The organism is Paramagnetospirillum sp. (assembly GCF_058402745.1).
This window is the reverse complement of sequence record NZ_JBZVFI010000012.1, coordinates 1-12500: the sequence shown is the minus strand read 5'-3', so window position 1 is coordinate 12500 and position 12500 is coordinate 1. Positions and strand designations below refer to the sequence as shown.

Genomic DNA, 12500 nt, shown 5'->3' with positions numbered 1-12500 from the left:
TCCGACCTGCACGAATGGCGTAACGACTTCCCCGCTGTCTCCAACATCGACTCAGCGAAATTGAATTCTCCGTGAAGATGCGGAGTACCCGTGGCTAGACGGAAAGACCCCGTGCACCTTTACTACAGCTTTGCAGTGGTACTAGGATGTGGATGTGTAGGATAGGTGGGAGCCTATGAAGCATTGGCGCCAGCCGGTGTGGAGGCAACCTTGAAATACCACCCTTCTGCTTCCTGGTATCTAACCGCGCCCCGTGAACCCGGGGCCGGGACCCTGCATGGCGGGTAGTTTGACTGGGGCGGTCGCCTCCCAAAGAGTAACGGAGGCGCGCGATGGTGGGCTCAGGCTGGTCGGAAATCAGCTGTCGAGTGCAATGGCATAAGCCCGCCTGACTGCGAGACAAACAAGTCGAGCAGAGACGAAAGTCGGTCATAGTGATCCGGTGGTCCCGCGTGGAAGGGCCATCGCTCAACGGATAAAAGGTACGCCGGGGATAACAGGCTGATCTCCCCCAAGAGTCCACATCGACGGGGAGGTTTGGCACCTCGATGTCGGCTCATCACATCCTGGGGCTGGAGCAGGTCCCAAGGGTTCGGCTGTTCGCCGATTAAAGTGGTACGTGAGCTGGGTTTAGAACGTCGTGAGACAGTTCGGTCCCTATCTACCATGGGTGTTGGAAACTTGAGAGGACCTGTCCCTAGTACGAGAGGACCGGGATGGACGCACCTCTAGTGTACCGGTTGTCGCGCCAGCGGCATCGCCGGGTAGCCATGTGCGGACGAGATAACCGCTGAATGCATCTAAGCGGGAAGCTCCCCTCAAAACCAGGTTTCCCTATCAGAGCCGTGGAAGACCACCACGTTGATAGGCAGCATGTGGAAGCGTGGCAACACGTGAAGCTAAGCTGTACTAATCGCTCGATCGGCTTGATCGCCCATGCGTAGCGGCAAGCCCGACACTGAAATACTTGATACGTGCACAGGTACTAATCCAGATCAGAATACTTCGTTTCCTTCGACGACCAGGTGGTCATAGCGAGGGCCCCCCACCCGATCCCATCCCGAACTCGGACGTGAAACCCCTCTGCGCCGATGGTACTGTGTCTTAAGGCACGGGAGAGTAGGACGCTGCCTGGTCTTCAAAGGAAACGAATAACCTAACACGATGACAAAACACCGGCCCCAAAAAGGCCGGTGTACGCTTTTCTGTATGGCCGGTTCACGGCCTAAACTTTCCCGCGGGGTGGAGCAGCCCGGTAGCTCGTCAGGCTCATAACCTGAAGGTCGCAGGTTCAAATCCTGCCCCCGCAACCAGTCCAAAAAGCCTGCAATCCCAACGGATTGCAGGCTTTTTCTTTGGGCATTCGAATAGGGCAAATATCACGCTCTGCTCCAAATTTGCTCCATTGAGAACGGCTTTGCAGTTTTCATGATCCGTTCCAATTTGGTCCTATCGACTTCTTGCGGCCTCCGATGCCATCCTTTTGGCACGGAGATTTTGTCATGGCGGATTTTATCAAGCGCGTTGGAACGAACGGCAAGGTCAGCTGGCAGGCCAGGGTCCGCCGCAAGGGCTTCCCGGATATGTTCAAGACATTTCGGACCAAGGTCGAGGCTCAAAAGTGGGCCGCGGTTACGGAGTCCGAGATGGCCCGTCACGTCTTCACCGATCGCAGTTTGGCCGAGCGCACCACCCTGGGCGACGCCCTCGAGGTCTATCGGGACGAAGTGACGGTGGAGAAGGCCGGCCATCAGGAAGGCTACGTGATCAAGGCTTGGCTCAAGCATCCTTTGGCCAAGCGGACGCTTGCCAGTTTGAAGGTCCGGGATTTCCAGGCATGGGTGACGGAGAAGAAGGCAACGGTAGGGCCGAAGACCATCCGCCTTCATGTCGGTGTCATTTCCAATCTCTATAATCGGCTTGAGAATCTGCTCGAGATTGAAGCCCTGCCCAATCCGGTCCTGAAGCTTATCCTCCCTCCGTTGCCAGAAGGTCGTGATCGCCGCCTCAATGTTATCGAGCATGATGACGGCACTGTCAGGAATGAAGCCGAGGCTCTTATTGGCGCTTGTGCTGATGCCGTCAATCCCTGGATTCGTCCTGCCGTGGAATTTGCCCTCGACGGCGCCATGCGGCGCAACGAGATCGTCCAGATGCGGTGGGAGCATGTGGATCTCAATGCCGGAATGGTTCGGTTGCCTGCCGCCATCACCAAGACCGGCGTGTCTCGTGATGTTGCCCTCAGTCCCGCCGGTGTACAGGTTCTTCGCACCCTTCCACGGTCAATCGACGGCAGGGTTTTTCCGCTGACTGCCGATGCCCTCTATCGGGCCTTCGTGCGGGCTCGGAAGAGGGCCGGGCTTGACGATCTCCACTTCCACGATCTCCGGCATGAGGCCGCAAGTCGATTGCGGGAGGAGGGGCCCCGTTGTGCCATTTCTCGTCTGTGGACCAGTTGATCAGGTTGGGACTGAACCTTCCGGCAGCGTAAAGTAGAAGGTCGTTCCGTCGTCAGGCATCGACGCCAGCCAAATGCTTCCGGAATGTCGCTCAATGATCTTCTTGCTGATCGCAAGGCCGATCCCGGTACCGTCGTATTCTTCACGTGCGTGCAGACGCTGGAAAATGCCAAAGATGCGCTCAAAATACTCCGGCGCAATGCCAATGCCGTTGTCGCCCACACTGAACTCCCAATGACGGTCCAGGTGTCGACCGTCAATCCGGATAATCGGTGTTACGTCAGGCTTTCGGTATTTGAGCGCGTTGCCGATCAGGTTCTGGAACAGCCTCATGACCTGAGTGGGATCTCCCATCACCCAGGATGATCGGATCGCGTCATCGACAGTGATCGTCGCCCCGCTGTCTTTGATCGCCATCCCCAGATTAGTTAGTGCCAATTGCACCGCAGGCATGATTGGCATGGCGGTAATAGCTTCGCCACATCTATTAACACGCGATAATTCCAGCAGATCAAGCACCAGACGGTCTAACCGCTTGGCCCCATCGCGAGCGAACCCAATAAATTCCCGCGCAGCCTCATCGAGCTGATCCGAATAGCGCCGCTCCAGCAGACTGAGATAGCTGCTGACCATCCGCAGCGGTTCTCGGAGGTCATGGCTGGCGACATAAGGATCGTGTCCCAGGAGTTGGTGTAACAGCGCCTTGGCCTTCATGATCTCCGGCAGGCATGGCCGGGACCGTCATTCCGCCGCGATGGGCAGGCAGACGAGAGGATCATCGCTCAGTTGGGTGACGGATTCCAGGGTCATGTAGCGGGAGCGTTGGACGGCCCATTCGTCGTTCTGCTCCAGCAGGATGGCGCCGATCAGGCGGGTGATGGCGGCTTCGTTGGGGAAGATTCCGACGACCTCGGTGCAGCGGATCGCTCCGTCGTCGGGGCGGCAGGACCGATAACGGACCACCCGCCGGGAAATCCCCACGATGCAACACGCCCGACGCTCACTCAGCCCGAATAACTCCCGGACATGAGCGACGACGCTACGCCTGACGGCGGGCGTCACCATTTTTTTGAGGAAATCTCTTTCAAAACGGCGTTGTCGAGCATCGCTTCGGCCTGCAGCTTCTTCAGCCGGGCGTTTTCATCCTCCAGCGCCTTCAGCCGCTTGGCCTCCGACACCTCCATGCCGCCGTACTTCGCCTTCCATTTAATGGGATGGACGTCTCTCCCCCCAAGCGGCAACGCTTGCAAAGGGGCGCATCAGATGTTGGAGGAGATCATGACGATCACATACATGGGTATCGACCTGGCGAAGAGCGTGTTCCAACTGCACGGGGCGGATGCCGAGGGGCGTCAGGTGCTCGGCAAGCGCCTGCGGCGGGATCAGTTACTGCCGGAACTGGCCAAGTTTCCTCCGTGCATCATCGGGATCGAGGCGTGTACCGGGGCCTTCTTCTGGCAGCGCCAGTTTGAAAAGCTCGGCCACACCGTTCGAATCATCGCGCCGCAATACGTCAAGCCGTTCGTCAAACATCAGAAGAACGACAGGAACGATGCCGAGGCGATCTGCACCGCCATGCGGCAGCCCAACATGAAGTTCGTGCCGACCAAGAGCGAGGAGCAGCAGGATATCCAGGCCCTCCACCGAGCTCGCAGCCGCTTGGTGAACCACCGGACAGCCTTGGTCAGCCAGATGCGTGGCCTCCTGCTGGACCGCGGCTTCCCCATCGGGGCCTCGATCACTCGGGCCCGGCGCGCCATCCCCGAGATCATCTCCGATCCGAACAACGGACTGACCGCCTTGGCCCGGGAAACCATCACTGAACTCCTCGAATTCCTTGGCCAGATTGACCAGCGGATCAAGGCGTTCGACAGCCGTATCGGGGAGATTTTCCGGGCGAATGCGGCTTGCCAACGGATCGCCCGTATCTGTGGCGTCGGCCCCAAGACGGCCACCGCCGTGATCGCGGCCGTCGGTGATGGCAAGGAGTTCAAGAACGGCAGACACCTTTCCGCTTGGATGGGACTTGTCCCACGACAGCATTCCAGCGGCAGCCGACAGATTCTGATGGGGATCAGCAAGCGCGGCGACCAGCACCTGCGAACCCTGCTCGTTCATGGCGCGAGAGCCGTGGTGCGGGTGGCTGCGAAACGGAGTGATCCGTTCAGCCAATGGATCAACGCGCTGCGAGAGCGTCGCGGGGCGAACCGCGCAATTGTCGCCGTCGCCAACAAGAACGCCCGGATCATATGGGCGATGCTTCGGCGCCATGAGGAATTCCAGCCCGCGACCTGAGGCTGGGATGAGGGTTGCATGGAGATCCAAGAAATGTGACCGACCGGCAAATCCGGTGTGTGAGGAACCTGGCTTTTATAACGGCCCCATGAGGCCGACCACTTGTTGAGGCTCACCACGCGGAATTCCCATTTGGGCGCACCGACATCCGGTGACGCCGGATAGATGTTCGCAACCTGGGATGCGGTCAGAACGGCTCGAAGAAATCCTTGCGACAGGAGAGACGTCCATAGATGTAGAAAGTGGCGTCCGAGATCCCGTGCTTGCGGCACACATCAACCATCTTCGCACCGGCCTCCTGCTCCTTGAGGATGCCGATGATCTGCTCTTCCGTGAAACGACTGCGCTTCATAAGTCCGTCTCCTGTCGTCGACGAACTCTACCTCAGACCGGATACATTTTCTGGGAACAGGTCAGGGTCCATGACCCAATTGGGTCATTAGGCGAGACAGCACTTCACACGGGCTGCGCCGTCAACTCCGGGCAATCCGCAGTCATCTGCGAACAGATTACGGCAATTTTTAAGCAAGCAAAGCGGCTTGTGTCCTAGATCGAACGGACAAAGCTTTTAGTATGCTCGTTACATGAAGCTTCACAGTGCCCTCAGCCAGACCAAGATCTGTAGCTATTTCCCGGTTCGACTTTCCAGTCTTTAATTGGCTGAGAATCTCACGCTGCCTCGAAGTGAGGTGAGTAATATTCGGCACCTCGACTGTGGCAGTAACCAGCTGATTACCGGGATCGGCAAACTCCGCAGGAAGGTAAATGCCGCCAGCCACAACCAAGTTTAGCGCCGCCAGAAAAACTTGGCTGGATGATGCTTTAGTGATGAAACCCGACGCTCCGAGGTCGATAGCAAGATTGACGGCGGACCGGTCAGCGACGTCAGAAACGATTACGATGTGCGCTGGCGACGGAAGCAAATGACGCAATTTCCTTAGACATTCAGGCCAAGGCCCACCGGACATTGTCAGATCGAGCAGAGCCAAGTCGATGCCCGATTCACGCTCTCCCGCCTCAATGACTTCTGCGAAACTGCTCGCTTCCACAATTTGCGAAGCTTCCACGTACAGGGTGAGGATGTGACGCAGACCCTCGCGAAACAACTGGTGATCATCGGCAATAAGGATCTTCATCGGAAATGCCAAGCCCACTTTTCACGCCGTTGGCTATATGAGATCCACGCCCAAAGTGTGCTTCGATTCTGTCTGGAATGCACCCGATAATGCAGATCCACTTGAAATTCGGGCACACACTATAAACACGCAGTTCCATCATTTGGCGTGTCAACGGGTCTGGATGAGAACCTCATCGATCTTGGTGAAGCCGCTGCCGACTCCCAGTTGAGACAGATGGACGGTTACCGAGCCATAACCATCGATCTTCGCCAGCCGCACCATGGTTCCCGACTTCGGGACGTCGATGATGCTGTCCACCGACCAAACCGTCCGGCTCCGACCGTTACTCTGATAAAGATCGCCGAGGGCAACAGCTTTCATGATCCACTCCCCTTGGGAGCGTTTCATTGCATACTGACGACGGTCTGATCAAGTGACAGATTGAAACCAAGATTATGGGATCAGCCCAACCTGGGGGCATAGCGGTCACTTGCTGCGCGGCTGCCAACGGGCTCACCGCGCGTCTTGTCTGCCGGTATCAATTGCTTGACTGCGCTTGGAGATAGAGCAAAATTCCTTCAGGGGAGCAGTTTCGCCAATTCGGCCCCCCGCGAGGCCGACCGGGCCGCCTTCGACAGCCACCCGGTCGGCCATCTGCATTTTGGAACACTCATGCGTCACTTTGGTCTATCTGCGCCTCCGCCAATTCGCCGCCGCTCCAAGCCATGGTTTGCGTGGCTGGCTGTGATGGCTGCTATTGCGGGGGTGGTAGCAGTCTGGGTCCGATAGCGACACTGACCCGGCATAGCGGGCGTTCCCGCTGACTGGCGGTTGCCGGGGCACAGCGGTCGCCTGCCGCGCCGGGGCCGACCAGCTCAGGTTTACACTCAAGGGCCGCCGCAAGCGTTCTCACCGAACGACGGGTGTCTGGGGTAGAGCGGTCGGCCGCAGCGTACCGGCTGACCGGCTCAGGCTGACCCAACCCGGCCATTTGGCAGGACCGCCGTCCACATCTACAGGTTGTTAGCCCGAATTGATCTATTGACGAGGCCAAAAGAAACACCACAATCTCCATAGGGGGCGGTTTCGCCAATTCGGTCCCTCGCGAGGCCGACCGTGTAGCCTTCGACAGCCACCCGGTCGGTCATCTGCTTTGGATGTGGGGGCGTTATGGGGTACGTTGGACTATCTGCGCCGCCGCCAGTTCGTCGCCGCCCCAAGCCTTGGTTTGCATGGCTGGCAGTGGCTGCCGCTATCGCTGGTGTGGTGGCGGTCTGGGTCCGGTAGGGGCTGCGTGATTTATCGCGTGTCCCCCAATAGGTCGTCTCATGACGAAATCAATTTTCTATCTCTCGTTTCTGTATGCGGGGGGGGTGACGGGTGAAACTCGACATATCCACCTTGTTCTTCGTTCTTGGTGGAGCGTCAGTTTTGGCGAGCGCCTTTGCGTGGTTCCTATTCATCAACAACAGGGCCATCAACGGCGTCCTGGCTGTTGCCCTGTCTAATTCATTTTTCGCCTTCGGCTTCGGGGCTATAGCATTGCGAGAGGTACTGCCCGGATGGCTTTCATTTGTTGCAGGGAATGTGGCCATATTTTGTGGATATGCGCTGGTTCTTTTTGGTCTTCTACAGTTCACAGGAAGAAGGGCTGACTGGCGCTTGCTACTGGGTGGCATGGCCATTTACGGCTCTGAATACGCTTATTATTTTTTTATTGATGACAATTTTAAGATGCGACTCTTATGCTATCTACTGGCCTACTCTGTGACATCCCTATGGGCCTTCACTGTGACCATCTCAGAATTTCGTAAGACCCGGATGACTTCGTATCTGGCTGCGTCAGCATTCTTGCTCTTCCTGTCGATTTCATTCCTTGTCAGCGCGGCTCTGTCTAATCCCAGCGACAGGGTTAAGGACATCTATTCGCTGACGGCGATCAACGCATCGGTAGTGTTCGAGCAGATCATCTTTGTCATCGGCTGGATCATTTCGTTTATCTTGATGGTTAACGAACGATTGATCGACGAAAAAAATCAGGTTCAAAATGCACTAAATGATAAAAACATAATATTGGAGCAGTCAAACGCTGACCTTGAGCAATTTGCCTATGTTGCATCACACGATCTACAGACTCCACTAAGTAATATGGTTCGATACGCCCAGCTGCTTGAGCATCGATATAGTGGGAAAATTGACTCAGATGCTGACGATTTCCTTCGCTTTATTGCTGAAGGCGGGAAGCACATGACCAATTTGATTCACGATCTTTTGGCATTTTCCCGAACATCGCAACAATTGGAGCTTTTAAGGCCGATACCTGCTGGGGATGCCATAGCACGGGCTTTGAAAAATCTGGTTCTTCGACGCCTCAAATGGATTTGAAGAGATCCCCGAGTGGGGCGGCGATCAGGTAGATCATGGTCGCGAAGGTTGTGGTATTGCGGTAGCCCCTGGCGCGAGCGCGTGCCGCCTGGAAGAGGCCGTTGAAGCCCTCCAGTCGGGCGTTGCTGTGGGTTGATGTCCAGCGTTCGAGGATGCGTTGGCGGTGGTGCTCGACGGTTCCCAACGCCTTGCGGACGGGATCGAGGATGGTGTTGTCGCCGATCACCTCGAGTGCATGGCGCAGAAAGTTGGTGATCCGCCAGCGGGCAGCCTGGACGGTGTCGGCCTTGCGCACCCAGCGGAGTTTCTCCTTGAGCCGCCATGCGATGGCGGTCAACAGGTCGGAGGCTTCCAGTTCGGCCAGAGCCTCTGCCTGTGCCTCGGTCATCTTGCCGTCGGCCTTCTTCAGGATGGCCCAGCGCAGCGCCTTGGGCAGCTTGTTGCTCCTGGCTTCGGCGCGTCGGACCTCGTCGAGGGCCTTGGTGAACAACTGGACCACATGGAACCAGTCCACGGTGACGGCGGCGTTGGGGAAGGTTTCCCCGATGGCGGCGATGAAGGCGGGGCTCATGTCGCAGACCACCTCGACGACGCGGCCCGGCTGGCCGCCATGGTCCATCATGAACGCCTTGAACCGGGTGACGGTCTCCTTGCCCCGGCCGGGGGTGACGAAGACCACCGGCTTGTCCTTGCGGTCGAGATCGATGAACACGGTGACATAGGTATGGCCGCGCTTGGCGGCGGTTTCATCAAGGCCGACGGCGGCGAGCTTGGACAGGTCGAGGCGCTCCACCGCCTTGCGGACATAATGATGAACGATCCGCCATAGACGGTTGTCAGTGACCTCGATGATGCGAGCCGCCGCCAGCACCGGCATCTCGCGGACCAGAACCAGCGCCACCTGCTCGAACAGCAGAGTGAACTGACTGCCTTCTCTCGCCCACGGCACGCCGATCCGAAGCACACCATGCTCCGGACAGTCGGTGCGCGGCACCTTGGCGGTGATGTGGCAATGGTGCTGGAAGAAGTTGAGGTGCCGCCAGGTGAACTCCGCGAAGTCGTGCGCCTTGCAGGCTCGGCCACACTGGGGACAGGCAAACATGGTGCCGCGATCGACCGCAATCTCCAGGTGCAGCACGTGCGGATGAACCGTCGTGTCCAGTCGCTGCTCGACCAGTTTCCACGGCGGGGAAACGCCCAGCCCCAAAGCCATGATCGTATTGGCGTCCACGTCGATCTCCTCTCCTCCCAGACCACCGCAGAGTGCCATCGTGCTCACGCCGGTCAAGGACGCGTCCCACGCCGCTGACGCGGTGGCCTGCGGCCATCCCTGACCACCGCTCCGCTCGATGGCCTGCCAGACGGCAGGTCGGGACGAGGGGATGGTCAGCGGATTAATCGAACAAGGGGATATTCAGCTACAGGTAGGCAGGGCGCTCACGCCGGAACCGGCGCAATTCCACTTCCAACGTCGAAGAGGCAAAAATCTTGAACTGGACCTGCATGCATCCGGAGCAGAGGTCACAGTCGGTGATCTGCCGACGGTTATCGCCGATCAGACCCATCTCGTCAGTTTGTTTCAGAACCTACTCAGTAACGCCATCAAGTATAGTGCGCCAGACCGCAGGCCGGTGCTTTCGGTGAGTGCGGAACGTATGCCCAGCAACGACTGGCGCTTTGCTGTATCCGATAACGGCATTGGTATTGAGTCGCAATATCACGGCAAGATCTTCGAGATATTTCAGCGTCTTGACCCTATGTCCTACAAGGATGGCACTGGCATCGGCCTGACACTTTGTCGGCGAATTGTCCACCGTTTCGGCGGCGAGATTTGGCTAGAGTCTGAGCTGGGCGAAGGCACGACGTTCTTCTTCACGCTCAAGGATGGTGCGGACCAATCCTGATCGCTTCCCAAGGACGACCGGTTGTAGCACATGGGGGCTCTTCGCCGTGAACGACGGGTGTCTGGGTAGAGCGGTCGGCTGCAGCGTACCGGCCGCCCAGCTCAGGCTGACCTATCTCAGACGTTTCAACGGTCTGCCGAAGACTGCGGGGCAGTGTGTGGCGTTATGTTAGGAACGATCACCTCATCTGCGCTCATGATTCCTCGAGCCTTGCCCGACATCTTGGCCTGATACATGCGGGCGTCGGCCAGTTCAATCAGTGCTGGCCAGTCTTGGGCATTATCGGCGAGCGGGGCTGTCCCAACACCAGGCAAGCCCGGCGCTCCGACACCGCCAACCGCTCGCACACCGCCATGATGCAACACCGGCGACGGGCGGGGCTCAGAAGTTTCCCCAGGCGGCCTCCTTCAAAATCAGCTTGTCGATGGTCAGGTCAGCCACCGCCTTGCGCAGCCGATCGTTCTCGCGCTCAAGCTCCTTGAGCCGCTTGGCCTGAGAGACCTTCATCCCTCCGTATTCCTGGTGCCAGCGGTAGTACGTCACTTCCGTCACCGACAGCGCCTTGGCGACGTCGGCCACCTTCCGGCCTTGCGCCAGAAGCACGTCCGCTTCACGCAGCTTGCCGATGATCTCTTCGGCGGTATGTCTCTTCTTCGGCATGGAATGTCCCCTTCATGGTCAGTTGAATTATTACATTCAACATGGAGCCATTCACGGGGGGGCAATCCGTCTATCGGGCTTTGGAAATAGCCGGATGAATTTCCAAAGCTGATAATGAGGATACCCCTGAATTTGCGTATCAGCCCAGATAAGCCATTATAGGCATGCTCAGGATGAGTCCATGTAATAATATTGTTATTATATATAATTACTATTTAAGGCGAAAAGTTAATGCTCGAGTCTAAAGCAATGGAGTTAACAGCGGGTCGCGAAAATAAAAATCCTTGTACATAACGCACGCCGGCATCACGAAGAACTTTTAATTCTTGAGTCCGCTCCACTCCCTCGGCGACAACATCAACGCCAAGCTCCTGACATACCTTTATCATTCCCAGGGCAATTGTACGGCGTCGTTGATCATGGTCGATATTGCGGACCAGGGCGATGTCCAATTTCACGACATCAACAATCATCTCTGCCAGCACATTAAGACCGGCATAGCCCGCCCCAAAATCATCAAGTGCCACCCTGAATCCATGGCGGCGGTATTCCTCGATGATGCCAAGCAGATGAGGGGTATCTGTGATCCTTTCGTCCTCAGTAATCTCAAAGGTAATGAGATCGAGGGGAAAGTTGACTCGGTCCGCAGCAGCCAAGGTGGCACGTATACATGCCTTGGGATCATAAACGGCATTGGGTAGGAAATTGATGCTCAGACGCCGGTCCAAGCCCAAGCTGGCTGCAAGGTCGATGGCCTTGACCCGGCACGCCTGATCGAATGCGTAGCGGTTGTCGGCAGTCACTTGAGAAAGAACGCTCATAGCAGGTTGGCCCTCTGGACCTCTCACCAGTGCTTCGTAGGTCGATATGCGTCGCTCATGCAAATCCACAATTGGCTGAAACGCCATGGTGAAAGGAATAGCAAAACCCTTTCCCTCCAGGCACGAGTGGCAACCAGATTTTGAATGGCTCATGGCTTCCTTGGACCGTTCGTTCGCGGCAGCGTGGATGATGCGAGATTTGCTGTCGCTTTGCTAATTTTCTGCCGCATTTTGAACCGTCACCAAGAAACTCTGAGTGACTTTTGAGGATGGCAGCGGGTCAATGTTCAGTTTCAGCGTGCCCGAAATTAGCGTCTAATTCCTCGTTGTTAGATGATGGGGAATGACGCGTTGCTGTGCGAGCAAAACTTGTTTCCAGCCGCTCGATCCGCAGAAAAAGTTTGTGTGAACGATTCAATAGTGATCGTAATTCATCAGAAATCACAGAATCATTACAATGCGATGTGTCCAAGCACACATCATGCCCAGATAGCCTAAATTGGTTTTCCATCGCATATTCTGCGGAAATCTCACCGTTATGAACTGCACGCTGGAACATCAGCCACGACATAACTTGAGTCAGACGGCTTGTTAACCGAAAAGTTTCATTGGTTATCCGAAGCCCTTTAACGCCATCGACTTTTTGCCGGTCCCACCATTCGGTTTCCATCATGAAGGTCCGAGCTTCAACCAGCAGAGCCATGGTTTCTTCAATAGGGCCGCGAAAATATGCAGTTGTTTGCATTCTCGCACCTCATGCCACCACCAAGACGGGCGAATGTTTCTTAAAATGCTAACATGCGAAGTTCCGCCATCATATGCCAATCAAAACCAAATGTCATACTTCAGCCCAGCCAG

The 12500-nt window shown here is 56.7% G+C and carries 10 protein-coding genes, 1 tRNA gene, 2 rRNA genes and 4 pseudogenes (1 of these 17 running past the window's edge); 7 read left to right on the top strand and 10 right to left on the bottom strand.

Annotated features, from left to right (window positions below; genetic code table 11):
* The 4 genes from ACV4UZ_RS09450 to ACV4UZ_RS09435 form a co-directional block, all read left to right on the top strand.
* Positions 1–934, top strand: a 23S ribosomal RNA gene (locus ACV4UZ_RS09450) (it extends 1808 nt beyond the left edge of the window).
* 87 nt (positions 935–1021) lie between these two features.
* A 5S ribosomal RNA gene (gene rrf / locus ACV4UZ_RS09445) occupies positions 1022–1136 on the top strand.
* A gap of 100 nt (positions 1137–1236) precedes the next feature.
* A tRNA-Met gene (locus ACV4UZ_RS09440) sits at positions 1237–1313 on the top strand.
* Between the two features lie 189 nt (positions 1314–1502).
* Complete coding sequence (locus tag ACV4UZ_RS09435) at positions 1503–2459, top strand: tyrosine-type recombinase/integrase (RefSeq protein WP_491600624.1); 957 nt, start codon at positions 1503–1505, stop codon at positions 2457–2459.
* On the opposite strand, the gene ACV4UZ_RS09430 is transcribed toward ACV4UZ_RS09435, so the two are convergent.
* The 3 genes and pseudogenes from ACV4UZ_RS09430 to ACV4UZ_RS09420 all read right to left on the bottom strand — a co-directional run.
* Positions 2460–3173: a sensor histidine kinase gene (locus ACV4UZ_RS09430; protein ID WP_491600623.1), complete on the bottom strand. Its 714-nt coding sequence runs from the start codon at positions 3171–3173 to the stop codon at positions 2460–2462.
* A gap of 27 nt (positions 3174–3200) precedes the next feature.
* A pseudogene (locus tag ACV4UZ_RS09425) lies at positions 3201–3380 on the bottom strand (transposase); the annotation flags it as partial.
* A pseudogene (locus ACV4UZ_RS09420) lies at positions 3378–3664 on the bottom strand (transposase); the annotation flags it as partial. The pseudogenes ACV4UZ_RS09425 and ACV4UZ_RS09420, both read right to left, overlap by 3 nt.
* 73 nt (positions 3665–3737) lie before the next feature.
* Here ACV4UZ_RS09420 and ACV4UZ_RS09415 point away from each other — a divergent pair.
* Positions 3738–4754 carry an IS110 family RNA-guided transposase gene (locus tag ACV4UZ_RS09415; protein WP_491600622.1) on the top strand — a complete coding sequence of 339 codons (1017 nt, stop codon included), beginning with the start codon at positions 3738–3740 and terminating at the stop codon, positions 4752–4754.
* Positions 4755–4989: 235 nt separating this feature from the next.
* On the opposite strand, the pseudogene ACV4UZ_RS09410 reads toward ACV4UZ_RS09415, so the two are convergent.
* The 3 genes and pseudogenes from ACV4UZ_RS09410 to ACV4UZ_RS09400 all read right to left on the bottom strand — a co-directional run.
* Positions 4990–5106 (bottom strand): annotated as a pseudogene (locus tag ACV4UZ_RS09410) (transposase); the annotation flags it as partial.
* 169 nt (positions 5107–5275) lie between these two features.
* Positions 5276–5890, bottom strand: a complete 615-nt coding sequence (locus ACV4UZ_RS09405; protein WP_008620711.1) for a LuxR C-terminal-related transcriptional regulator — start codon at positions 5888–5890, stop codon at positions 5276–5278.
* 150 nt (positions 5891–6040) lie between these two features.
* A complete protein-coding gene (locus ACV4UZ_RS09400; protein WP_231848971.1) occupies positions 6041–6253 on the bottom strand; it encodes a hypothetical protein in 213 nt (70 codons plus the stop codon).
* 999 nt (positions 6254–7252) lie between these two features.
* Here ACV4UZ_RS09400 and ACV4UZ_RS09395 point away from each other — a divergent pair.
* Positions 7253–8257, top strand: a complete 1005-nt coding sequence (locus tag ACV4UZ_RS09395; RefSeq protein ID WP_491600621.1) for a sensor histidine kinase — start codon at positions 7253–7255, stop codon at positions 8255–8257.
* On the opposite strand, the gene ACV4UZ_RS09390 is transcribed toward ACV4UZ_RS09395, so the two are convergent.
* Positions 8244–9488: an ISL3 family transposase gene (locus tag ACV4UZ_RS09390; RefSeq protein ID WP_491599533.1), complete on the bottom strand. Its 1245-nt coding sequence runs from the start codon at positions 9486–9488 to the stop codon at positions 8244–8246. The two genes, ACV4UZ_RS09395 and ACV4UZ_RS09390, sit on opposite strands and share 14 nt — an antisense overlap.
* 151 nt (positions 9489–9639) lie before the next feature.
* Between ACV4UZ_RS09390 and ACV4UZ_RS09385 the strand changes: the two genes are divergently transcribed.
* Positions 9640–10161, top strand: coding sequence for a sensor histidine kinase (locus ACV4UZ_RS09385; protein ID WP_491600620.1), 522 nt, complete (start codon positions 9640–9642; stop codon positions 10159–10161).
* A 286-nt stretch (positions 10162–10447) separates the two neighbouring features.
* Here ACV4UZ_RS09385 and ACV4UZ_RS09380 read toward each other — a convergent pair.
* The 3 genes and pseudogenes from ACV4UZ_RS09380 to ACV4UZ_RS09370 form a co-directional block, all read right to left on the bottom strand.
* A pseudogene (locus ACV4UZ_RS09380) lies at positions 10448–10821 on the bottom strand (transposase); the annotation flags it as partial.
* A gap of 215 nt (positions 10822–11036) precedes the next feature.
* A complete protein-coding gene (locus tag ACV4UZ_RS09375; protein ID WP_083763424.1) occupies positions 11037–11795 on the bottom strand; it encodes an EAL domain-containing protein in 759 nt (252 codons plus the stop codon).
* A gap of 127 nt (positions 11796–11922) precedes the next feature.
* Positions 11923–12387, bottom strand: coding sequence for a DUF1465 family protein (locus tag ACV4UZ_RS09370; protein ID WP_085372166.1), 465 nt, complete (start codon positions 12385–12387; stop codon positions 11923–11925).
* Positions 12388–12500: the final 113 nt, after the last annotated feature.

Bases quoted from the DNA above. Each gene is read 5' to 3' on its own strand.
- ACV4UZ_RS09435 (WP_491600624.1), top strand. From the start codon at position 1,503: ATGGCGGATTTTATCAAGCGCGTTGGAACGAACGGCAAGGTCAGCTGG.
- ACV4UZ_RS09430 (WP_491600623.1), bottom strand. From the start codon at position 3,173: ATGAAGGCCAAGGCGCTGTTACACCAACTCCTGGGACACGATCCTTAT.
- ACV4UZ_RS09415 (WP_491600622.1), top strand. From the start codon at position 3,738: ATGACGATCACATACATGGGTATCGACCTGGCGAAGAGCGTGTTCCAA.
- ACV4UZ_RS09405 (WP_008620711.1), bottom strand. From the start codon at position 5,890: ATGAAGATCCTTATTGCCGATGATCACCAGTTGTTTCGCGAGGGTCTG.
- ACV4UZ_RS09400 (WP_231848971.1), bottom strand. From the start codon at position 6,253: ATGAAAGCTGTTGCCCTCGGCGATCTTTATCAGAGTAACGGTCGGAGC.
- ACV4UZ_RS09385 (WP_491600620.1), top strand. From the start codon at position 9,640: ATGGTCAGCGGATTAATCGAACAAGGGGATATTCAGCTACAGGTAGGC.
- ACV4UZ_RS09375 (WP_083763424.1), bottom strand. From the start codon at position 11,795: ATGAGCCATTCAAAATCTGGTTGCCACTCGTGCCTGGAGGGAAAGGGT.
- ACV4UZ_RS09370 (WP_085372166.1), bottom strand. From the start codon at position 12,387: ATGCAAACAACTGCATATTTTCGCGGCCCTATTGAAGAAACCATGGCT.